Annotated in this window: 16 protein-coding genes and 1 pseudogene; 10 read left to right on the top strand and 7 right to left on the bottom strand. The window is 68.9% G+C overall.

The genetic code is table 11. The features are described 5' to 3' along the window. Window positions 1–138: 138 nt before the first annotated feature. The 3 genes from mobF (at window position 139) to LQ940_RS12255 (ending at window position 3,423) form a co-directional block, all read left to right on the top strand. The gene (gene mobF, locus LQ940_RS12265) at window positions 139–2,853 is read left to right on the top strand and encodes a MobF family relaxase (RefSeq protein ID WP_231242654.1); all 2,715 of its coding nucleotides are present in this window, start codon (window positions 139–141) and stop codon (window positions 2,851–2,853) included. A 141-nt stretch (window positions 2,854–2,994) separates the two neighbouring features. Then, window positions 2,995–3,222: a hypothetical protein gene (locus LQ940_RS12260; RefSeq protein WP_231242656.1), complete on the top strand. Its 228-nt coding sequence runs from the start codon at window positions 2,995–2,997 to the stop codon at window positions 3,220–3,222. A gap of 3 nt (window positions 3,223–3,225) precedes the next feature. Beyond that, window positions 3,226–3,423, top strand: a complete 198-nt coding sequence (locus LQ940_RS12255) for a helix-turn-helix transcriptional regulator (protein WP_231242658.1) — start codon at window positions 3,226–3,228, stop codon at window positions 3,421–3,423. 127 nt (window positions 3,424–3,550) lie between these two features. Here the strand turns inward: LQ940_RS12255 and LQ940_RS12250 are convergent, their stop codons facing one another. The 4 genes from LQ940_RS12250 to LQ940_RS12235 form a co-directional block, all read right to left on the bottom strand. After that, a complete protein-coding gene (locus LQ940_RS12250) occupies window positions 3,551–3,952 on the bottom strand; it encodes a hypothetical protein (protein WP_231242660.1) in 402 nt (133 codons plus the stop codon). After that, on the bottom strand, window positions 3,952–4,542 hold the full coding sequence (locus LQ940_RS12245) for a nucleotidyltransferase domain-containing protein (RefSeq protein WP_231242663.1): 591 nt from the start codon (window positions 4,540–4,542) through the stop codon (window positions 3,952–3,954). Before LQ940_RS12245 ends, LQ940_RS12250 begins: the two co-directional genes overlap by 1 nt. Before the next feature lie 204 nt (window positions 4,543–4,746). Then, window positions 4,747–7,047, bottom strand: a complete 2,301-nt coding sequence (locus LQ940_RS12240; RefSeq protein ID WP_231242665.1) for an ATP-binding protein — start codon at window positions 7,045–7,047, stop codon at window positions 4,747–4,749. 664 nt (window positions 7,048–7,711) lie between these two features. Next, window positions 7,712–8,872 carry a tyrosine-type recombinase/integrase gene (locus LQ940_RS12235; RefSeq protein WP_231242666.1) on the bottom strand — a complete coding sequence of 387 codons (1,161 nt, stop codon included), beginning with the start codon at window positions 8,870–8,872 and terminating at the stop codon, window positions 7,712–7,714. A 431-nt stretch (window positions 8,873–9,303) separates the two neighbouring features. On the opposite strand from LQ940_RS12235, the gene LQ940_RS12230 reads away from it, so the two are divergent. Both LQ940_RS12230 and LQ940_RS21875 read left to right on the top strand, forming a co-directional pair. After that, window positions 9,304–9,528, top strand: a complete 225-nt coding sequence (locus LQ940_RS12230; RefSeq protein WP_231242667.1) for an addiction module protein — start codon at window positions 9,304–9,306, stop codon at window positions 9,526–9,528. Window positions 9,529–9,548: 20 nt separating this feature from the next. Next, a pseudogene (locus tag LQ940_RS21875) lies at window positions 9,549–9,842 on the top strand (type II toxin-antitoxin system RelE/ParE family toxin); the annotation flags it as partial. A gap of 76 nt (window positions 9,843–9,918) precedes the next feature. On the opposite strand, the gene LQ940_RS12225 reads toward LQ940_RS21875, so the two are convergent. Next, window positions 9,919–11,307 (bottom strand): amidohydrolase family protein, encoded by a 1,389-nt coding sequence (locus LQ940_RS12225; protein ID WP_231242668.1) that lies wholly within the window; start codon window positions 11,305–11,307, stop codon window positions 9,919–9,921. Between the two features lie 104 nt (window positions 11,308–11,411). Continuing rightward, window positions 11,412–12,371, bottom strand: coding sequence for an LLM class flavin-dependent oxidoreductase (locus LQ940_RS12220; RefSeq protein ID WP_231242669.1), 960 nt, complete (start codon window positions 12,369–12,371; stop codon window positions 11,412–11,414). A 195-nt stretch (window positions 12,372–12,566) separates the two neighbouring features. Between LQ940_RS12220 and LQ940_RS12215 the strand changes: the two genes are divergently transcribed. The 5 genes from LQ940_RS12215 (at window position 12,567) to thrS (ending at window position 19,654) form a co-directional block, all read left to right on the top strand. Next, window positions 12,567–13,739, top strand: coding sequence for an ABC transporter ATP-binding protein (locus LQ940_RS12215; RefSeq protein ID WP_231242670.1), 1,173 nt, complete (start codon window positions 12,567–12,569; stop codon window positions 13,737–13,739). Beyond that, on the top strand, window positions 13,736–15,505 hold the full coding sequence (locus LQ940_RS12210) for an ABC transporter permease (protein WP_231242671.1): 1,770 nt from the start codon (window positions 13,736–13,738) through the stop codon (window positions 15,503–15,505). The genes LQ940_RS12215 and LQ940_RS12210 overlap by 4 nt, the downstream gene beginning before the upstream one ends. 70 nt (window positions 15,506–15,575) lie before the next feature. After that, a complete protein-coding gene (locus tag LQ940_RS12205) occupies window positions 15,576–16,670 on the top strand; it encodes an ABC transporter substrate-binding protein (protein WP_231242672.1) in 1,095 nt (364 codons plus the stop codon). 150 nt (window positions 16,671–16,820) lie between these two features. Beyond that, window positions 16,821–17,543: a VOC family protein gene (locus LQ940_RS12200; protein WP_231242681.1), complete on the top strand. Its 723-nt coding sequence runs from the start codon at window positions 16,821–16,823 to the stop codon at window positions 17,541–17,543. Window positions 17,544–17,659: 116 nt separating this feature from the next. Next, window positions 17,660–19,654 (top strand): threonine--tRNA ligase, encoded by a 1,995-nt coding sequence (thrS, locus tag LQ940_RS12195; protein WP_374229519.1) that lies wholly within the window; start codon window positions 17,660–17,662, stop codon window positions 19,652–19,654. A 354-nt stretch (window positions 19,655–20,008) separates the two neighbouring features. Here thrS and LQ940_RS12190 read toward each other — a convergent pair whose 3' ends face one another. Beyond that, complete coding sequence (locus tag LQ940_RS12190; RefSeq protein ID WP_231242683.1) at window positions 20,009–21,235, bottom strand: HNH endonuclease signature motif containing protein; 1,227 nt, start codon at window positions 21,233–21,235, stop codon at window positions 20,009–20,011. Window positions 21,236–21,377: the final 142 nt, after the last annotated feature.

Raw genomic sequence — 21,377 nt, 5'->3', positions numbered from 1 at the left:
TGGTCCCCAAACCGCCTGATTGGCCTCGAAACGGAGCGGCACGCATGCTACGAAGGTCCGTAGATCAACCAGCTCGGCCCGTCCCCCTGGGGCGGGCCGAGCGCCATTTGCGGGCTAAGTGACGAGCAGTGACGAGCGGTGAGTGGGGGAGTGCACGGCGGGGTGAAGTTCTACCGCGGCGCCGCTGCCGCCGCACGCTCCTACGTCGAGGCCGACCGGGCACGCGTCGACGACTACTACCTGGCAGAGGGCACCGGACTGGCCACCCACTACGTCGCGACACCGACGGACGGCGGCGGTGCCGAGGTTGCGGGAACGCTCGACGGCGACAGCTACGAACGCTGGGTCGCCGGGTACGACGTCAAGACCGGTACGCCCAAGGGTCGGCTCCGCAGCGACGAGCACGGACTCCGGTTCGTCGAGGTCGTGGTCAACGGACCGAAGACGTGGTCGCTGGCAGCCGCGGTCCACCCCGCGATTGCCGAGGCGTACGACGCTGCCCAGGAACGCGCCGCCGGCGAGATCATCGGCTGGGTCGCCGACCACGCCACGACGCGGATCGGGCCGCGCGGCCGACAGGTGCAGGTGCCGGTCGAGCGGATCGAGGCAGCCGTCGTCAGACACCACACCTCCCGCGCCGGCGACCCGCACCGCCATCTCCATCTGCAGATCAACGCTCGCGTGTTCGCCCACGGCACGTGGCGCGGACTGCACTCCATCGGTGTCGTCGACAGCATCGAGGCGATCAACGGGATCGGGCACGCCGCCGTCGCCTGTGACCCCGAGTTCCGGCGCGCCCTCGCCGCGCACGGCTACACCCTCGACGCCGGCACCGGCGAGATCACCGAGCTCGTGCCGTACGCCGGCCGGTTCAGCGCCCGGGCCGCACAGATCGACCGCAACGTCGACAAGTACGAAGCGGCGTGGCGCGCGGACCACCCCGACCACGAGCCCGGACCGCGCCAGCGACGGGCATGGGACCGCCGAGCCTGGTCAGAGGCGCGTCCCGACAAGGTCGTGCCGGCATCCGGAGCCGACCTCGCGCAGCGGTGGACCGACGAGCTGCGCGGCCTCGGGTTCGATCCTCCAACGCCACCCACCGACCCGGTCGCGGTCATCCCGGCCGCGACGCCGATCGCCCGCATCAACCGCGACGCCGTGGCCGAGCTCGCGCTGGTGCGTCTCGGAGCTCGACGCTCCAGCTGGAACGCCGCCGACCTCCGCGGCGAGTGCGAACGGATCGTCGCCGACATTGGGGTGATCGTCGACGGCGTCGTACGACGCGAACTGGGGGAGGACCTCACCGCTCGCGCGGTCGAGGCGTCGCGTCCCCTCCTGCAGCGCGACGACGTACCCGACCACGTCCGCGCGCTCACCTCGCGCGAGGTCCTCGCCGTCGAGTCCGACATCATCGCCCGCCTGGTCGCGCGAGCCGAGCACCCCGGGACGCCAGCCCAAGTCGGATCCGTCGTCGCCCGACGACAGCTCGACCAAGGCCAACGAGACGTCGTCGGCGCACTCCTCGGCACGGCCCGACTGGTCGTCGTCGAGGGCGCGGCCGGCACCGGCAAGACCACCACCCTCGCTGCGGCCAGCGACCGTCTCGACAGCGAAGGCCACCGACTGGTCGTGGTCGCCCCGACCCTCAAGGCCGCGCAGGTCGCGGGGGAGCAGGTCGGCTGCGACGCCTTCTCGGCCGCCTGGCTCGTCCACCAGCACGGCTTCCGTTGGGACGACGACGGACGCTGGCACCGCGTCGACCTCGACGACCACCCGAGCCCGAACGCACTCGCGCGCCTCCTGCCTGGTGACGTCCTGCTCGTCGACGAAGCCGGCATGCTCGACCAGGACGTCATGCGCGCACTGCTCACCGTCGCCGACGACTCCGGCGCTCGCGTCGCGCTCGTCGGCGACCGACACCAGTTGCCGGCCGTTGGCCGCGGCGGCGCCTTCGACCTGGCCATCCGCTGGACCGCGGACGAAGCCTGCGTCGAGCTCGACACCGTCCACCGCTTCGTCGACGACACCTACGCCGACCTCACCCTCCAGATGCGCACCGGCGAACGCAGCGGCGACGTCTTCGACACTCTCGTCGGCCGCGGCGAGATCGTCATCCACCCAACCGAGGTCGAGCGCCTCGCGGCCGTCACACGAGCAGCCGCCGGCGACCTGCGTACGGCTCCCTTGCTCATCGCCGACACCCGCGATCAGGTGGGTCTGCTCAACGCCGCCATCCGCGACCTACGGCTCGCCGACGAGGGCGCCGTCGAGTCAGCCGAAGCGGCGACCCTGACGACGTCCGCCGGCGAACAACTCAGCAAAGGCGACCGCGTCGCGACCCGCCGCAACGACCGCGACCTGGGCGTCGCCAACCGCGACACCTGGACCGTCGCAGCCGTGAGCGACGACGGATCCCTCCTCGTCCACGGCCGGTGCGGCGAGCGGAGGCTGCCCGCCGAGTACGCCCGACGCCACGTCGAGCTCGCCTTCGCCACCACCGTGCACGGCGCCCAGGGCGACACCGTCGACCACGCGCACCTGCTCATCGGCGAGACCACCGGCGCCGCGTCGGCGTACGTCGGCATGACCCGCGGCCGAGACAGCAACACCGCCCACCTCGTCGCCGACAACCTCGACCAGGCACGCGCGCAGTGGATCGAGGTGTTCGGCCGCGACCGCGCCGACCTCGGCCCCGCACACGCCGTCCAACGCGCGCTCGACGCGATCGACCGCTACGGCACTCAGACGCCAGACACCAACCCCAACTCCGACGCGATCCCGCAGAGTCGGCGCCGCCTCGAGCACCTAGTGCCGCCGACGCCTACGGCCTCGCCCAGGGGCATCGGTCGGTGACGAGCAGTGACGAGTTTCGGCCTGAGTGATCGCCCGACGGCATCTTTTGACCTTGGTGAACGTGAGAGGACATCCGCCGCCAACCGCGGAACGCACCGGACCTGACCGGCGCGATCACGTCCTCAACGACCGGAGGGCACCATGGACCAGATCCACATCCCCGAGGAATGGCACGACCAGGCGCTCCTCACCTTCGAGGACTTCTGCCTCCTCATCCACACCCCGCAACGCACCGTGCGCGACTGGCGCCGACGTGGCGTCGGACCCCGCTGGGCCAGATTCGAGGGCTGCGGACGGTTGTACATCCAGGTAGCCGAGGCGCGGCGCTTCGTCGCTACCGCCACGGCCAAGTCGACGGCGAGGAGCTGAACGATGGCCAGAAGGCGTGAGCTGCCCGTCTACGTCAGCCTCGAGGAGGCTGCCGAGATGATGTCGCTGTCCACCCGGACCATCCGACGCCGCATCAGCGACGGCACCATCCCCGCGTACCAGTGCGGGCGACGCTCCATACGGCTACGACTCGACGAGCTCGAATCCGCACTGCGCCGCATCCCCTCGGCCCGGCGGTGACCGCGATGAACGACGGCCATCCGCGATCGCACGCCGGGGCCCGCCGACTCGCAGAAGTACTCGCGCTGCCCCAGAGTCCGATGAACGGAGAACTCATCGTCCGAGAGCCTGCCAGGACGTGGTTCTTCTATCCGCCTAGTCGGACGATCTCGGTCGCCAGCTCGACCAACGAGTCGGCTCTCCGTACCAGCGGCTCGGCCTTCGCGCCGGTGATGAGGTTGGTGCCGTACTCGACGTCACCCTTGGCCGCGAGCAGCTCGCGTAAAGCGCGCTCAGCAGTCGCTGCGGCGGATCGGGCACCCAGCGCTCGCCGTAGCTCCTTGGCTGCTGTGGCGTGGTCGGTGCCCTTGCGAGTGGAGCCGGTCAGCACTGTGACGATGGCATCCTTCGCGCAGATGCCAGCGTGGATCGAGTCGGCGGCAGCCGGCGTGAACCGCCCGGCCGCGAGATTGGCCGCCGCGGACGCGGCGTACTCCTCGGCCTTCTTCAGGTAGTTCCTGGCGTGGTTGCGTTGCTCAGCGGTCGCCATCAGGCGGCGCCTCGGCTGAGGACCGGCTTCCGACCCACCAAGGCAACGCCGTCGCGGACGATGTCGGCCACCACTGGCTCAGCCTCCTGCGCCCTCTCTGCGAACTCGGCCGGGGTGAACACAAGGACGTCGCACTCATTGCCCAGTCGCGCACGCACAATGTCCTCGAGCTCGACGCGCCCGCTCCAACCGACAGCGGCGATCACCGCAAGGTCGACGTCGCTCGCCTCCGTGGCTTCCCCGCGGGCGGTGGAACCGAAAAGCAGCACTGCGTCCACGTCCGAGCCAACCGCATCGGAGACGGCCGCACGTAGCGACGCCATTGGATCAAGGAGGGCCCGCAGCGGCGCCACCGACGCGTGCGCCTCGTTGATCTCGTGAATGCCGGCCCTACCCACCGTGCGGGACGTGACCAGCCCGAGGTCGGTGAGTGCCTTCAACGCCTCCTGAACTGACCACAGGCTGTGCTCGTCGCTGACGATGCCATGAATCTGCCGGCCCGTCAGCGGCTCACCAGTGCGCAGCAGGACCGCGAGTACCGCTCCACGAGCACCCGGCATCACGCCACCGAAGGGCTGGTTGAAGTGCATGGGTCTCAGTCTACAGCATGACTGACATGCCGGTCATATGAACGCCGCGACAGTCATACGATCCTGGAAGAGCGGAAACCGCCGGGTAGCCCGCTCCACCCACTATGACTTCTAGTTCAGGACTCCCGGCAGGCTCCGCGAGCGCGATCGATGGCGGTCGATCTACGGCTTGCGTACAAAGCACACTCGACCCAGTACACCCGCCTAGAACGGCGGCTCGTCCCACCCGCTCCCCGTCGAAGTGCCAGGTGCCAGAGTCGTCGGTTGCGGTCCAGGCTTCGTTGCCGCCGGTTGTGCCCAGCCCCCAGCGTCTTGGGTCGGCTGCGCGGTCGGCGTTGTTGGGGCCGAGCCCGCGCCCGCAGACGGACCGCTGGACGCGCCCTTTGGGGCCCAGGATCCGAGACCGGCCTTGGCCGCGTCAAACGGAACCTCGAAAACAATCGGAGACTCGGAGTCGATCCAGGCCCCGTGCGCTACCGCGCGTAGGCGAGGCAGCAACGGCAATCCCTCCGCCACGGTGGTGCCGTACACGTTCCGGAGGAAGTTGATGCTTGTGTCGTCGATGCACGAGAAGCTAATCACGGTATTGCACTGAGTTAGAACCGACTTGCTCACCGTCGCTGTTCGCTGGGCGAGGACGAGTAGACCGACTCCGTACTTGCGACCCTGCAACGCGATCTGAGAGATCTTCGCAACCGTGCCCTTCGAGTCGAAGTCGCCCACGCCCACGAAGGACAACTCAGGCATCACGGTGTGTGCCTCCTCTACGACCACCAAGACCTTCCTGCTGTTTAGTCCGCCGTCCTTCGCAAGACGCAACAGGGCGCTCAAGAAGGCCTCCGTAATCCACAGGGTTGCCTTCGTATTCGAGATCTCGCGAAGCTCGATCAGGCCCAGGTTAGAGTTTGGGTCGTCCACGAACGCTCGGAGTGCTGTGGCAACGTCATCACGAATCTGCGCCGCAAAGGCCTCGAGTGCTTTCTTCTCGGCCCCGGCCCCATAGTTGCCCGTCTCCACGTCGAAAAGCTTGGCACCGAGTTTGGTCGTTAGGTCGTCAGAAATTGATAGCGAAGTCGGTGACAGATCATCGAGCCGATCCGCGTATTGAGCGGTCAGGTCTATACAGACAACTTTGGTTTGATTCTCCACAGCATGGCGTAATAAGTCGAACGCGAACTCCGTCTTACCTGAACCGGTGACACCCAGGATCGCTGTGTGGGTCTGCAGGTTTTCGACGAAGTCACCTCGCAGCACCACTTCAGTACCTGGAATCCGACCGAGCTCGTAGACCGCAGGATCCCCTTCCTCGCCGCCGCCGAAGTTGGCTGGTGCACGGAATACAGGTGCATTCATCGGGGGCAACCAAGAGAATTTCCTAAAGGCGCCCTTCGCGTCGGCACGACCGATCTGGGCGACCCTGACCAAGTGGGACCCGTAGTTCAATCCCTTGAAGGTTTCTTCATAGGTCTCGCCGCTTGTTACCTGGTACCAAACGTTCCCGGTTTCGATGGGGACGACAACGAGTTGCCCGATCTCGAGATTCACTCCGGGGAGGGCCTCAACGTTCAATGATGAAACGTTCGACCCCTCACGCACGAAACCGATGAGTTCGGGCGACTCGATGCCAGTGATCTTGCGGTACAGCTCCGGCCCGGTAGGGACATCCTCGCCTAGCGCGGCCCGCTCAACTACGCCACCAGGAGATCTCCAGTCGTGCCCCAGCGCGACACCTGCCAGCAACAGGGTTCCCCACCGTCCGTCAGGACGATCCTCCGAGGCGACCGGTATACCCCAAGCGGTAGAACGATCTTGGAGGTGAACTAGCACTGGATCGCCCTGCCCCCATCGCCACGCGTCGGGAACCTGTAGGGCTACTCGGACAATTCCAGGGCTATCGACACGGTCCACGTGCCCGACTACCCGTGAGGCGGGGTCCCTGCCGCGACGCAACTCGGAGAACCACTCGGGAAGACCGAGGGGCCAGATCGCCATGAACACGGCCCAGAATGTCAGCAGCACCAATGTCGTCGTGGTCTGGTCGACTACGAAGAATCCGACGGCCGAGAGAAATACCACCGAAAAGACAATCCGTGCGCTGCCGAGGGTTACCGACATTCGGTACGTGGCGGCGGCTACACCGTCCACGAGGCGACCGCTGGACCCTCGCGATTGCAGAGCAACGCAGATCGCTGACGCAAGGAATACGAACGCGAGAAAGCAACTGACCAGAATCCAAGGTGCCCTTGGTGCCGTCGTATACACGCCGGTCATTGTGATTAATGCTGTTAGTGAATTGACGAGACCCTCGGCCGGCTTGGTGAAGTGTGTCTCGAGTAGCGACGACCCCAAGACTACAAGGAGCAAGGCATTCTGGAAAAGGATGGCCTCCAGCGGATCGTCGGGCACCCAACTTCCCGTGCTAATCCGAGCGACCGCCGAGAGCGCTATGAGACTCACGGTCACGATCGTCAGCCGAACAAGCGGCGTTCCGTTCCTTGTTGACACGTCTCTCCTAAACTAAGATCGGTACCGGAAGGAGTGTCTGTCACTATCCACCTTCGGGACCACGGTGTCCGACGATTCGAACAACATGGCCATGGGACAGGACAGCTCGGGAGCATCTTGTTCCGGACCTTCAGTTCATGGAGACGCCGGCATCGCGATTCAGTCGTCATGCCGCGCTCGTCTTTCCCCGCCGGTGGTGCATCTGAACCTCCTCTCATGCCGATGAGCGTGCGCTGCTGTTCTCGCTCCTAGGGACAATGAGGCGCAGACCTCAGGCCCCCTGCTCGTCAACAAGGGCTTGGATGTCGCGCTTGTTGAGCCCGCACGAGCACATCGGTGACGACATGTCGCGGATGTCGCTGGGGCCCCAAAAGCAGCCTTCGGAGGAGTGGTAACTGATGCCGTGCCCGCACTCAGGACAGTCCATGGTCGTCAGTCCTGACGTGAAGACTCGCAGTCGGGACAACGGGTGTACTCGGACTCGTCGTAGACCCCGTGACAGTAAGGACAGTAGGCGCTCATGTTGCGCATCTTAGGCGCGAGGGTGGCGAGAGTTGGACGTGTTGCTGGCACGAGGCAGAAACACCTGCGGGCGCAGCGACAGGGCGGCTCACGCACGCTCATGCCGATCCGCGCGTCCCCAGGAGTCGCGTCTTACCGCCGCCTATGAGCCAGCGAGTTCAGACAGGCGCCGGGCGATCTCGGCGTCCCGGTCTGCGGCGGCGTGCTGATAGCGCATCGCGGCGCTTGGGGTCGAGTGACCGAGGCGGCCCATGAGCTCGGCAAGTGTCGCGCCGGTCTGGGCAGCGAGAACCGCGCCCGTATGGCGGAGGTCGTGCCAGCGGAGGTCCTTCCGGCCGGCGGCTTCGCGGGCGGGGTAGTAGACCTTGTAGAGCGTCGAGGGCTGCATGTGCCTATTGGTGTGGCTCGACGACGGGAATACGAGAGCATCCGCAGAGGGGCCGACGAGCCGGTCGAGATGGTCCTTGACAGCGGGCATCAGGTGAGGCGGGATCGAGACGTCGCGGATGCCGGCATCGGTCTTGGGCGGCCCGACGATCATCTCGCCGCGCACCCGGACCACCCCGCGCCGGATCTCGATCCGCTTGTGCTCCAGGTCGATGTCGCCGCGACGTAGCTCCGCGAGCTCGCCGAACCTCATCGCGCACCAGGCCGCCAGCAGCGCCATCAGCCGATACTTGTCCGGAAGGTTCTGCACCAGCTCTTCGAGCTCCTGCAGACTGGCCGGGCGCACCTTGTGCGCGGGTTTCACGTTGCCAGCCCCTCGAATGTGCGCGGGGTTGAAGGGGATCAGCGGTTTGGGTCGCGTCGAGGCCGCCGTGGCGAGGATGGTGCGGAGCAGGCTGTAGGCGTGTCCTCGTTGCGACTCGCGACCTGGCGAGACCTTCTCGTACCAGTCGATGACGTCGTCGACTGAGATCTCGTCGATCGGCATGTTGCCGAACGTCGGGTAGAGCGATCCGTCGAGGATGTACTGGTAGTGGTCCCGCGTCGTCGGACGTAGGGGTTGCCCCCGAGTCTTGCGGGTCTTGAGCCAGCGCTGTGCGTACTCCTCGAAGGTCGGTACGGCTTTCTTGGCTTCGGTGCGGTCCACCAGGTCGGGCGCCCAGACGTTGAGCTGGATCTCGGCGCGTCGCGCTGCCAGCCACGCGATGGCGTCGTCCTTCGAGTCGAAGGTCGACGGCGGTCGGTGCAGCTTGCCGTCGGGTCCGGTGTACCCGGCGCGGTAGCGGCCCGACGGTCGCAGCTCGACCCTGCCGAAGCCGCGTCGAGTCTGCTTGTTCCCCGATCTCGAGGGCGCCATTGGGAGTGATCCTGTCTCGTCCGATGCCGCTGTTCCCCCTGCTCCGCCGCGACACTGGAAGTGCACTGACGGCGATACTGGAAGTGGACTGGGAGGGAACAAAAAAGGAACAACGGCGATCAAAGTTGTCCGCGGATGTCGACGGGTGTCTCGATCACCGCGATGCTCAGATCCCCTATTCTACGGGCGATTCGCGCTCATGGACAGGTCAGAAGTGGCCAGATCGACCGCACGCTCCGTTGGGGTTCGAACCCAGTATCGCCACAATGAAATGTGGCCCGATCTGCTGAAACGCTGATCAGGGGCCGTTCCCTGGTCAACCGTGTCGCATCTGACGTCCAGGAATGGGTCGTGGCGTCGGGTGGTGCCATCGGCCCCGGAGGCGGCGCAGTCAGATGCTCATGAGTCAGGGCTGATCTAGACTCAGGGGCATGACTTCGCCGGGCGATCTCTTCGAAGCAGCGCTGACGTTGCCTGAGAGCGAGCGCGCCGAGCTGGCCCATCGCTTGATCGTGAGCCTTGACGAGCCGTCCGACGATCCGGCGATGGTCGCCGAGGAGTGGACCGGCGAGGTTGGGCGCCGCCTGGCCGGTATCGAAGCCGGCACCACGACCGGCATCCCCTGGGCCGAGGTACGCGAGCAGCTCAGGTCGTGAGGCTCTAGGTTCTCTTCGAGCCGGAGGCCGGGGACGAGCTGCGTGCGGCGCGAGACTGGTACGAAGACGCGCAACCGGGCCTCGGGGAGGACCTGATTGTCGAGGTCGAAACAACCATCGAGCGCATCGTGCGTTGGCCCGACCTCGCGCCCCGCCTACTCCTTCCCGAGCGGTCGGGGCCGGTTCGTCAGGCTCCATTGCCGCGCTTCCCGTTCGGGCTGGTCTATGTCGTCATCGACGACACGCTGTGGGTGATCGCCGTTGCCCACAGTCGCCGCCGTCCCTACTACTGGCGCGACCGTCTGAGCCCCTGAATCAGGCCGTCCATGTTCGACCTCGGGAGGCGGGCCAGGGCACCAAAGCGGGGCACCATCGCGGTACGCCAGGTCGTCAGGTGGCAGGGAGGCCGCGGACGAACACCATGTTGACCTGCTCGCAGGAGGGCTCGCGCAGGGCCTCGCCGAGGGGCTGGTGCAGGAGCACCAGGTCGGCAGGGCCCCCGGCGCTCAGCCGGCGCGGTGGGCCGCCCGGGTCGTACGTCGGGGTCAGGTAGCTCTCGAGCACGCGGGCGGGCGTCAAGGCCTCAGAGGCGCCAAGAGTGTGCCCGCCCGGGATCAGCCGATCGGCCGCGGCGGCGATCACCTGCCACGGGTCCAGGGGGCCGTACGGCGCGTCGCTCGACATCGCGACGGGGATCCCGCGATCGAGCAGGGAGCGACACCGGTAGAGGTCGCCGTGCTCCGCCAGCGGCGTCCCGGCCGCGAATCGGTCACCCCGGTCGGGGAGGAAGCCGGGCTGCGTCACGACCCTCAAGCCCCGCTCGGCGAGCATGCCGATCGCGGGGGCGGGCACGACGGCGGCGTGCTCGATCCGGTCGCCGGGCAGGGTCCCGGCCTCGTCCAGTGCGGCGAGGAAGAGGAAGAGCGACGCGCTGGTCACGCAGTGGGCGGCCACCGGTCGCAGCGACGAATGGGCCTCGCGGATCTCGGCGACCAGATCGTCGATCCCGGGCAGCTCGGAGTCGGCGAGCACGATCTTCCACGGACCGGCAGCCAGCAGCGGCTCCTGGAGGTCGACACCGAGGGGAGCTCCGAGCAGGGTCACGTGCTGGGCCAGTTCGCCGGATGCCAGGGCCGTCCGGAACAGGTCGACCCGCTGCTGGTCGAGGCGCGGCGTGGCGTCGGTGACGGCGACGATGCCGAAGCGGGCAAGCCGTCGACTCACCTCGCGCAGCGACGGGGGGTCACCGGCGGGGAGAAGGCTGTGCAGGAGGTCGTCGCCGCGCCACACGCGTCCGGTGGGCCGGCCGGTGGCATCGCGCTCCACCCCCGGATGATGCGCGGCGGCCAGGCCGGTCGCGCGGATAGCCGCCGAGTTGAGGAACCACACCGCACCGCTCGCGTGCTGGATGCGGACCGGACGATCTCGATGGATCCGGTCGAGCGTCGGGGCGTCCAGGAGACCGGCTACGTCCTCGTGGTAGCCCACCCCGCGCACCCAGCCGTGCTCGTCGGCGGGCGCGGCGCTCAGCGCCGCTGCGAGACCGGCGAGCCCGCCGACGGCCGCGGGGCTGCACCGCACCGACCGCAGGTCTGCGGCCATCGCGAAGAGATGGAGATGGTGGTCGGCCAGGCCGGGGATCAACGCGCCACCGCGGCCGTCGACGACCTCGGAGCCCAGCGCGTCCAGGTGGGGACCGATCGCCTCGATCCGGCTGCCGGCGATCCGTACGTCCACGCCTCGGCCGTCTACCTCCACGCGGCGCAGCAGGATGCTCATCGAGGTGGACCCGCACCGGCGGCCACGTGGTCACCGCGCCCCGAGCGGTCGCGCCGTGCCGTCTCCACGATGCGGAACGTAGCAGTCCACCGGCCAGGTCCGGCTCAGCGCAGGCCGGTGAGCTCCGCGAGAGCGTCGACCTGCTCGGCGTGGTCGTCGACGGGGTTGAGGGCGAGGTGGGTGGCACCGGCGTCGGCGAGCTCGTGCAGGCGCTCGGCCACGTCGCCGGGGCGCCCCGCCACGCCGGAGACGAGCGCTCGGTCGGCGTCGCGGTAGACCTCGGCGAACCACCCGCGCAGCCGCGCCTCTGCTCGCGCCGGGTCGTCGTCGACGGCGAGGAAGACCCGCTTCGAGATCGGGTACGTCGACGGGTCGCGGCCGGCGTCGGACAGCTCCTGACCGAGCACCGAGACGGACTCTGCGAACTCCGCGTGCCCCGAGTGCCCGCTGGCCATCCACCCGTCGGCGTACCGGGCGGCGCGACGAAGCGATGCCGGGACCATGCCTCCGAACCACAGGGGCGGTCCGACGCCGGACGACGGCCGCAGCCCGATCCCCACGGCCTCGAGGGCGACGAGCTCGCCGGCGACGGTCGCTCGGTCCTCGCGCCATAGCGCCCGCACCGCCTGCACGCCGTCGAGGAAGCGGCGTACCGGCCGCTCGGTCGGCACTCCGAAGTCGCGCAGGTGCGCCTCGCGCCCCAGCCCGACGCCGAGCACGACCCGGCCGCCGCTGAGCGCGTCGAGGCAGGCCCATTGGTGGGCGACGTGGAGCGGGTGGTGGACGGGCAGGACCACCACCGAGACGCCCAGACCGATGCGGGAGGTCACCGCCGCCGCATGGGTGAGCGCCACGACCGGGTCCAGGCAGGTGGCGTGGTCGGTGGTGTTCTCGGTGACCCAGAGGTCCGCGAAGCCCAGTGCCTCCGCCTGTCGCGCCACCTCGCCGACGGACGAGAGGTCGGCGGGCCGTCGCGCCCAGCGGTGCGGCAGCGATACCCCGAGGCGCGCCCGGGCCGCCAGTCGCTGTGGGGGTCGGTCTGCTGCGCCGCCGGTCGCTGACATGCCTGCCAGCACATCGACCGTCGTGGCGCGCCAGCGGCGACCTCGCACCAGGTGGAACGCGCACGCGGAACCCCGCCTCGAGCACGGCCGGATCTTCCGCTGAGTGCGACGTCTTCGCTCGGACCCGGTGTGACCCCCAACACTCGGGGCCGATGTCTCATCTCGGACATCGCACCCCCTCGGAGGAGCGCACTTGTGAGCAGCACGATCTCTGACCCCGCCGTCGACGCCACCCCCGCGGACGCCCGCGACGAGCGGTTCCTCGAGGTCACGGACCTCGTCAAGACGTATCCCGGAGCCCCGTCGCCGGCCCTCAACGGCGTGTCGTTCGCGATGCCGAAAGGCTCGTTCCTGGTCCTGCTGGGTCCCTCGGGCTGCGGCAAGACCACGACGATGCGCTCGATCGTCGGCCTGGAGACCCCCGACTCCGGGACGATCCGGGTGGGCGACCGGGTCATGTACGACGACACGACCAACGTCCCGGTCCACCGCCGGGCGATGGGCATGGTCTTCCAGAGCTACGCGATCTGGCCGCACCGCACGGTGGCCCAGAACGTCGCGTTCCCGCTCAAGGTCCAGAAGGTCGCCCGTGGCGAGGTCACCCGCCGCGTCGACGAGGCGCTGGAGCTCGTCGGCCTCGGCCATCTCGGCAGGCGCAGCGCCAGCGCGCTGTCGGGCGGACAGATGCAGCGAGTCGCGCTGGCTCGCAGCATCGTGATGCGCCCCGACCTGCTGCTGCTCGACGAGCCCCTGTCCAACCTCGACGCCTCCTTGCGCGATCGCCTGCGGATCGAGCTCAAGCGGCTGCAGCAGGAGCTGGGCATCACCAGCGTCTATGTCACCCACGACCAGTCGGAGGCGCTCGCCATGGCCGACAGGGTCGCGGTGATGTTCGGCGGCGTCATCCACCAGTTCGCCTCGCCGCGCGAGCTCTACGAGGCGCCGGCGACGCTCGAGGTCGCGGAGTTCCTCGGCAAGAGCAACATGCTCGAGGGCGACGCCGTGGCCGGCGCCGGGTCCACCGAGTTCGGCAGCGAGGGCGGCATCCGGCTCACCAGTACCACGGGCTGGCACGGCACCGGACCTGCGATCGCTCGGATCCGGGTCGAGGACGTCGACCTGCACGCCTCCGCGGAGGGGCGCGTCAATGAGTATCCGGCCCGGGTCCTGGTCGCCGTCTACGAGGGCAGCCAGATGGCCTACCTCGTCGAGACCGGCTCCGGGGCGCAGATCGAGGTGGTGGCGCAACGGCGGACCAGCGACTTCCGGGCCGGCGACGAGGTCCACATCAGCGTGGACCCCGAGCACGTCCGGCTCTATGCGGCGCCGGTGGACGGCGCCGGCACCACGGCGGAGCCCACGGCATGACCGCGCTCCTCGAGCGCCCGCCGGTCGACCCCGCGCCCCCGGCAGGGCGCTCGGCCACGCGGACCCAGCGGCTCACCCAGCTGCGGCCCTCGCGGCCGATCGCGTTCCTGCTGCTGTTCGGCCTGGTGCTCTACCCGACGGCCCTCATCGTCATCGCGTCCTTCATCACCGACGGCACCCCGCTGCCCGACGTCGGGACGGACTGGGCTCCGACCATGGGCCACCTGCGTGAGGTGCTGACCTCCCGGGCCGCACTGCAGGCTCTGTGGAACTCCATCTCGCTCGCCGCCCTGTCCACCGTCTTCGGCGTCGCCGTCGGTGGGCTCCTCGCCTGGCTCGCCGCACGCACCGACATCCCCATGCCCCGCCTGGCGGCGTTCTCGGGGATCATCCCGATGCTGATTCCCGCGCTCGTCGGCGCGATCGCGTGGTCGTTCCTCGGCGCCCCGGAGGTCGGCTACATCCCGCTGCTGCTCGAGCAGATCGGGATCGACTGGAGCTTCAGCATGTACTCCTACTGGGGCATGCTGTTCGTCTACTCCCTCTACAACGTGCCGCTCGCCTTCGTCTTCCTGTACGGCGCCCTGCGGCTCACCAACCCGGAGATGGAGGACGCGGCCAACGTCCACGGCGCGACCCGCTGGCGGACGATGCGGTCGGTGACCTTCCCGCTGGTGAAGCCGGCGATGCTCTCCGCGGTCCTGCTCAACTTCGTCTCGACCGTGGAGGACTTCCCGGTCGCGATGATCCTCGGCTACGCCAACCGGATCGAGACGCTGGCCGCCCGGATCTTCGTCATGGAGGGCCAGGCGCCGCCTCCGGTCAACGACAACGCCGCGCAGGCGGTGCTGCTGATGATCGTCGTCGTGGTGCTGGTGACCTACCAACGGCGCCTGCTCAAGGGCCGCTCGTACGCCACCGTCACCGGCAAGGGCATGCAGCACCGCAAGGTCGCGCTGGGACGGGTCGGCCGCCCGCTCGCGCTCGTCTTCGTGCTCGGCTACATGTTCCTCGCGGTGGGCCTGCCGATGCTCGCACTGCTCATGGGCTCGTTGCGCCCGACGCTGTACGTCCCGGACTTCAAGGCCCTTCTCGACCCGGAGGAGTTCACCACCGACTCGCTGACCAGCGCGCTGTCGGACGAGCACATGTGGCAGGTGGCGGGGAACTCGTTCATGATCGCCCTTGCGGTGGCCGTCATCGGGGTCGCGCTCGCCGTCCTGGTCGCCTACGCGACCCGCGACCAGAACAGCCGGGTCGCCCGCCTGCTCACGCAGGTCGCGATGCTCCCCGCCGCGATCCCGGGCGTCGTGCTCGGCCTCGGGATGCTGTGGGCCTACGTCATCCTGCCGGTGACGATCTACGGCACACTCGCCATCCTGATCGTCGCCTGCGTCGCCCGACTGCTGCCGATCAGCACCAGCTCGGTCTCGGCCGCCATGGCCGGGATCCACGTCGACCTTGAGGACGCGGCGACCGTGTCCGGGGCCGGACGCGTGCGCGCGGTCTGGTGGGTCACGGTGCCGCTGCTGCGCACGGGCCTGGTCTCCACCGGGGTCGTGCTCTTCATCATGGCGACCCGCGAGATCTCGATGTCGATCTTCCTGTACACGCCGGGCACCGAGACCTTCGCGGTCTACCTGTATCTGCTGTGGGCCAACGGCACGTGGTCCCAGCTGGCGTCGATGAGCTTCATCTTCGCGGTCTTCACGCTCATCCTCGTGCTGCTCACCCGACGGTGGATCGCTGAGTCCAGCGCCCGCTGACCCCGCGCGTGCGTGGCGTCCCGATGCCGCGCCGTCGAGAACCCGACCCCTCAAAGAAGCAAGGATGCTCATGACTCGTTCACGACCCACCCACCGCGCGCTCGCGTCGATGGCGGTGGCGCCCCTGGTGCTGTTGCTGGCCGGCTGCGGCGGCGACAGCGCGGAGATCGCGACCGGCGAGGACCTGGTCCTCGGCGACGAGACCGTCGCCACCGCCGAGATGCTCGAGGAGTGCGAGGAGGAGGGCGGCGAGCTCGTCTACTACTCCGCCGCCCCGCCAGAGACCTTCGCCGGCGTCGCTGAGGCCTTCAAGAAGGACACCGGCATCACCATCACCCTGGTGCGCGCCAGCAGCAACGAGCTCTACTCCAAGCTGGTCTCCGAGCACGCCGGCGGCAAGGTGGGCGCCGACTCGATCGCGGTCAACGACCCGACGCTGCGCCAGGATCTCTATGACAAGGGCATCGTCACCGACTTCGAGATCGCGCACGACGCCAGCCTGAAGGCGGAGAACCCCGACGAGCCGCAGTTCGCCTTCGCCAAGCCGGGGGAGACCGCCTCGCAGGTGATCGCCTGGAACACCGAGATCGTGGACGACGACGAGGCGCCGAAGTCCTACGAGGACCTGCTCGCCCCTGAGTGGAAGGGCAAGTTCGGGATGACCGCCGTGCAGACCGGCCTGTCCTCGATCACGGTGGCGAAGTCCATCTACGACGGGCTGGGGGACCGGGCCGCCGAGTTCGGGGAGCAGGAGCCCAAGATCTACCCGTCCGTCGTACCGCTCAGCCAGGCCCTGATCCGCGGCGAGGTCCCCGTGGCGATCACCGACCTGTCGATCATCCGGGAGTACCAGGAGGAGGGGAACCCGGTCGCGTGGGCGCCACCCGCCGAGGGCGCCCCCACCTGGTCCCAGGCGCAGCTGATCACGACCGACGCCAAGCACCAGTCGTGCGCGACGATCTGGGCCGGCTGGGCCACGTCGATCGAGGGCGCCAAGCAGGTCTGGAAGCACACCAAGTTCCTCTCGCTGCGGCTCTCCACGCCGGAGCTGATGCCGGAGGACGCCCCCGAGCTCGGCAAGACGTACTCGGTGGACACCGCGTGGCTCCTGGAGAACCGCGACGCGTTCATCGCCGAGTGGTCGGACCTGGTGCCCCAGTCGTGAACCCGTCCTGACTCCCGAGCAGTGACAAGCGCCGCCGGTCGACCGAGGTCGACCGGCGGCGCTTCCTCGTGGCGGGCAACGCTCGTGACCTCAGAGGCTGCTCGCCTCCGAGCCTGGCCGGGCGACGCCTCACGTCATTAGTGTGGGGAGATGTTCTTGGAGAACCTCGTGTTCGACGCGCTCGAACCGCAGCGGCTGGGCCGGTTCTGGGAGGCCGTGGTCGGGGGTGAGCGGCTGACCGACGTGGCGGAGGGCTTCGAGACCCGGTTGAGCATCGAGGGGGGACCGGTCCTGGACCTGTGCTTCCAGCGGGTGCCCCAGGCGCCGGCCGACCCGCCGCGGCTGCATCTCGACCTCGCGGGCGGGGGGCACCAGGGCGAGGAGGTCGAGCGGTTGCTGGGGCTCGGTGCCCGGCACCTCGACATCGGCCAGGGTGCCGTGCCGTGGGTGGTGCTCGCCGACGTGGAGGGCAACCCCTGCTGCGTCATCGAGGACCGTCCGTCGTACGCCGGCACCGGACCGATCGCGGCCCTTCCGCTGGAGTCCGGCGACCCGGACCGGGACGCGAGGTTCTGGTCCTGGCTCACCGGCTGGACCGTGGTCGACGGGCTGGCGCCCCGGTCGCTCAGGCACCCCTCGGGGCGCGGACCGCTCCTCGAGATGCTGCCCGAGCGCGTCCCCAAGGGCCCGGCCAAGAACCGGCTTCACCTCGACGTCCGCCTCGAGGCCGGTGACGACCCCGACGCGGTGGCGGCGGGGATCCTCGCGCGGGGCGGCTACGAGCTGCCGCGGCTGTGGGGCGACCTGCCGTGGCGGACGTACGCCGACCCGTCCGGCAACGAGCTCTGCGTGCTCCACGCCCGGGCCGGCTGAGTCGACCCGAGCGATCCTGAGCGGGTGATACTCGGGCGCGCGGCGCCGGAGGACCTCGATACGATCGAGGGGCGGCCCGGTCCCGGGCCGTTGCCGCTTGCGAGTAGGAGTCCCCCGTGTCCGAGATCAAGGTCGTCCGCATCCACGCCGGTGAGCGTGAGGAGCGGACCACCACGACCGGCACCAAGGCGTGGGAGCTCTTCGCCGAGGACACCGAGGTCATCGCCGCCCGCGTCGGAGCGGACCTCAAGGACCTGTCCTACGAGCTGCAGGACGGCGACCAGGTGGCCGGCGTGGCCATCGACAGCCAGGACGGGCTCGACATCCTGCGCCACTCGGCCGCCCACGTCATGGCGCAGGCCGTGCAGGAGCTGTTCCCCGACGCCAAGCTGGGGATCGGTCCGCCGATCGAGAACGGCTTCTACTACGACTTCGACGTCGAGACCCCGTTCGTGCCTGAGGATCTCGAGAAGATCGAGACCCGGATGCGCAAGATCATCAAGGAGGGGCAGCGCTTCTCGCGCCGCGTCACGACCGACGCCGACGCGATCGACGAGCTGCAGGACGAGCCCTACAAGCTCGAGCTGATCGGGCTCAAGGGCTCCGGCAACTCCGAGGATGCCGCTGAGGGCGCGAGCGTCGAGGTCGGCGCCGGAGAGCTCACCATCTACGACAACGTACGACGCAACGGCGACGTCGCCTGGAGCGACCTGTGCCGCGGCCCGCACCTGCCCACCACCAAGCGGATCCCGGCGTTCAAGCTGATGCGCTCGGCGGCGGCGTACTGGCGCGGCGACGAGAAGAACAAGCAGCTCCAGCGGATCTACGGCACCGCGTGGCCGAGCAAGGAGGAGCTGGAGGCCCACCTCTTCCGGATCGAGGAGGCCGAGCGTCGCGACCACCGCAAGCTCGGGCGCGAGCTCGACCTGTTCAGCTTCCCCGACGAGATCGGCTCCGGCCTGCCGGTCTTCCACCCGAAGGGCGGGGTGATCAAGCGGGCGATGGAGGACTACGTCCGCCAGCGGCACATCGAGGAGGGCTTCGAGTACGTCGGCACCCCGCACATCGCCAAGGAGGGCCTGTTCTACACCTCGGGGCACCTCCCGTACTACGGCGAGGGGATGTTCCCGGCACTCGACGTGGACGGCATGGACTACCGCCTCAAGGCGATGAACTGCCCCATGCACAACCTGATCTACCGGTCGCGGCAGCGCTCCTACCGCGAGCTGCCGCTGCGGCTCTTCGAGTTCGGTCACGTCTACCGGCACGAGAAGTCCGGCGTGATCCACGGGCTGACCCGCGTGCGTGGGTTCGCGCAGGACGACTCGCACTCCTACGTCACCAAGGAGCAGGCGCCGGCGGAGATCAAGCACCTCCTCGACTTCTGCCTGGGGCTCTTCCGAGACTTCGGTCTCGACGACTTCTACCTCGAGCTGTCCACCCGCGACGACTCCAAGCCGGACAAGTTCATCGGCTCCGACGAGGACTGGGCGATCGCCACCAAGGTGCTCGAGGACGTCTGCGTCGACTCCGGTCTCGAGCTGGTCCCCGACCCCGGCGGTGCGGCGTACTACGGCCCGAAGGTCTCGGTCCAGGCACGCGACGCGATCGGCCGCACCTGGCAGATGTCGACCATCCAGTACGACTTCAACCAGCCGTCGGCCGAGCGGTTCAACCTGGAGTACGTCGCGCCCGACGGCTCGCGCCAGCAGCCGGTGATGATCCACTCCGCCAAGTTCGGCTCGATCGAGCGGTTCATCGGGGTGCTCGTCGAGCACTACGCCGGCGCCTTCCCCCCGTGGCTGGCGCCCGTGCAGGTGCAGGGGATCCCGATCGCCGAGCGCCACGCCGACTACCTCTACGACGTCGCGCGGCGGATGAAGGTCGCCGGCCTTCGGGTCGAGGTCGACGACTCCGACGACCGGATGCAGAAGAAGATCCGCAACGCGCAGCTGCAGAAGGTGCCGTTCATGATCATCGCCGGCGACGACGACGTCGCCGCCGGCGCCGTCTCCTTCCGCTACCGCGACGGCCGCCAGGACAACGGCGTCCCGATCGAGGAGGCCATCGAGCGCGTCATCGCCGCCGTCGCGACCCGCGAGCAGGTCTGACCCGCCCGCCCAGCGGGGTCTCGGTGGTCGAGCCGCGAGCGCAGCGAGCGTGTCGAGACCCGGTGAGAGTGCGCGGTCTCGCCGCGGGCCCGCTGGGCTCGTAGACCCGCGAGTCGAGGGATCGCGTGCTGCCCAGGTAAAGGAGCCATCGGAGCAGCGCAGCATGTAGGTGAAAGCCGTCGGTCGAGTGTGTGGCGGCTCCCGAGACAGCGACAACAGGCGCGATCCTGCCTGTGGGGAGGGTCTCGACGCGGGCTCGACCGACGAGGGAGTTCGACCGGCGGGCTCTCGGTGGTCAGGCTGCTCGGCCCCAGGATGCCGGCGCGCTGAGGCCCGGATCGCGGATCTGCGGACTCACTCGCGCTTGGTGAAGGCGACCTTGCCGCCGGGCAGGTGGGTGGTGTCGTAGTTGGGGTGGTGGGCGAGGGTGTGGTGTCTGGCGCAGAGCAGGGCGCCGTCGGTGACGGTGGTCTCGCCGCCCTGAGACCAGGGGGTGAGGTGGTGGGCCTGGCACCACGCGGAGGGTCTCTCGCATCCTTGGGCGTAGCAGCCGCCGTGCTGGACTGCGAGTGCGATGCGTTGGGCCTTGGTGTGGAAGCGGGCCTTGCGGCCGAGGTCGAGGACTTGGGACTTGGTGCCGAGGACGGCGGGGATGACGCCGGCCTGGCAGGCGAGCGTGCGGGCCAGGGCGGGGCTGATCCGGGTGCCGGTGTCGAGCTGGGCCGCCTTCAACCCACCCATCAGGGTCTCCAGGGTCATTGTCACCACGACGGTGGCGTCCATTCCGCCGGAGTCCGGGAGCCGGTCGACCGGGTAGCGCTGCACGTACTCGATCAGGGCGAGCCCCATCCCGTGCGGGCTGGACCCTTGACCGCCGACCTTCGGGTTGGCGATCGCGCCGAGGTGCTTGCGGAACCGGTCCGCGACATGGGTGGGGATCTGGAATCGGCCGTAGGTGGTGCCGTGGCCGTCGTCGTGCAGCGTGAGCCGGGCCTTCTGCTCGGCACGTTTCTCTTCGGCCTCTAGCTGCCTACCTTCGTGGGCCTCGCCGATCTCGGGGGCGAGGACGTCGAGGATCCGTCTGCCCAGGATCCGCAACGCACGGGCGTCGTGGTGCTCGGCCTGGCCCAGCAGGTGCGCACGCGCCTCCGCACGGAGCTGGGGCTGCAGGTCCTCGGGCAGGGCGTCGACGGCTTCGACGATGACCTGGGCCTGGTCGGTGAGGATCTCACCGCTCGCGAGTGCGGCGGCGACGCTGTCGTGGCGCTCCAACGCTTTGGCGAGCTTCATCGCTGCCGCGGTCGTGCGTTGGGTCTGGTGGGTGGTGTTGGCCCAGTAGACCGCGGTCGAGGTCGCGCCGGTCTCGGTCCCGACCTGGGTGGTGTCGGCGTGGGCGGCCAGGCGCAGCGTCAGCTCGTCGGCCTGAGCGCGCAGCCGGGTCGCGTCGCCCAGCGCCTGCGCGGTCTCGGTAGGGGTCATCGACCACATCGGGGTCTGGTTGAGGTCGGCGACCTGCTCACGCAGCCGTGCCACTCCGGCGGCCACGGGGTGGCTCGCGGTGGGGGCGGCGGGGCTGCTCATAGGGCTACTCAAGCAGGCGCCACCGACAGTGAGTGGGGTCGAGAATCCCCTTTATCCACAGGGCATTCTCGCTCCTCGGTGGTCGAGGTGCGAAGGCGCACTGGCCCCCTCGGTGGTCGAGGTGCGAAGGCGTGCAACGCCT

Source organism: Nocardioides sp. cx-173 (assembly GCF_021117365.1).
In the GTDB taxonomy this organism is placed as follows: domain Bacteria; phylum Actinomycetota; class Actinomycetes; order Propionibacteriales; family Nocardioidaceae; genus Nocardioides.
Note: the sequence above shows the minus strand (reverse complement) of the source record. Positions and strands in the feature narration are given on the sequence as shown.

What these genes read in the sequence shown, in the direction of transcription:
- LQ940_RS12260 (WP_231242656.1), top strand. Translation starts at nt 2,995, where the DNA reads ATGGACCAGATCCACATCCCCGAGGAATGGCACGACCAGGCGCTCCTC.
- LQ940_RS12255 (WP_231242658.1), top strand. Translation starts at nt 3,226, where the DNA reads ATGGCCAGAAGGCGTGAGCTGCCCGTCTACGTCAGCCTCGAGGAGGCT.
- LQ940_RS12250 (WP_231242660.1), bottom strand. Translation starts at nt 3,952, where the DNA reads ATGGCGACCGCTGAGCAACGCAACCACGCCAGGAACTACCTGAAGAAG.
- LQ940_RS12245 (WP_231242663.1), bottom strand. Translation starts at nt 4,542, where the DNA reads ATGCACTTCAACCAGCCCTTCGGTGGCGTGATGCCGGGTGCTCGTGGA.
- LQ940_RS12235 (WP_231242666.1), bottom strand. Translation starts at nt 8,872, where the DNA reads ATGGCGCCCTCGAGATCGGGGAACAAGCAGACTCGACGCGGCTTCGGC.
- LQ940_RS12230 (WP_231242667.1), top strand. Translation starts at nt 9,304, where the DNA reads ATGACTTCGCCGGGCGATCTCTTCGAAGCAGCGCTGACGTTGCCTGAG.
- LQ940_RS12225 (WP_231242668.1), bottom strand. Translation starts at nt 11,307, where the DNA reads ATGAGCATCCTGCTGCGCCGCGTGGAGGTAGACGGCCGAGGCGTGGAC.
- LQ940_RS12220 (WP_231242669.1), bottom strand. Translation starts at nt 12,371, where the DNA reads ATGTCAGCGACCGGCGGCGCAGCAGACCGACCCCCACAGCGACTGGCG.
- LQ940_RS12210 (WP_231242671.1), top strand. Translation starts at nt 13,736, where the DNA reads ATGACCGCGCTCCTCGAGCGCCCGCCGGTCGACCCCGCGCCCCCGGCA.
- LQ940_RS12205 (WP_231242672.1), top strand. Translation starts at nt 15,576, where the DNA reads ATGACTCGTTCACGACCCACCCACCGCGCGCTCGCGTCGATGGCGGTG.
- LQ940_RS12200 (WP_231242681.1), top strand. Translation starts at nt 16,821, where the DNA reads ATGTTCTTGGAGAACCTCGTGTTCGACGCGCTCGAACCGCAGCGGCTG.
- LQ940_RS12190 (WP_231242683.1), bottom strand. Translation starts at nt 21,235, where the DNA reads ATGAGCAGCCCCGCCGCCCCCACCGCGAGCCACCCCGTGGCCGCCGGA.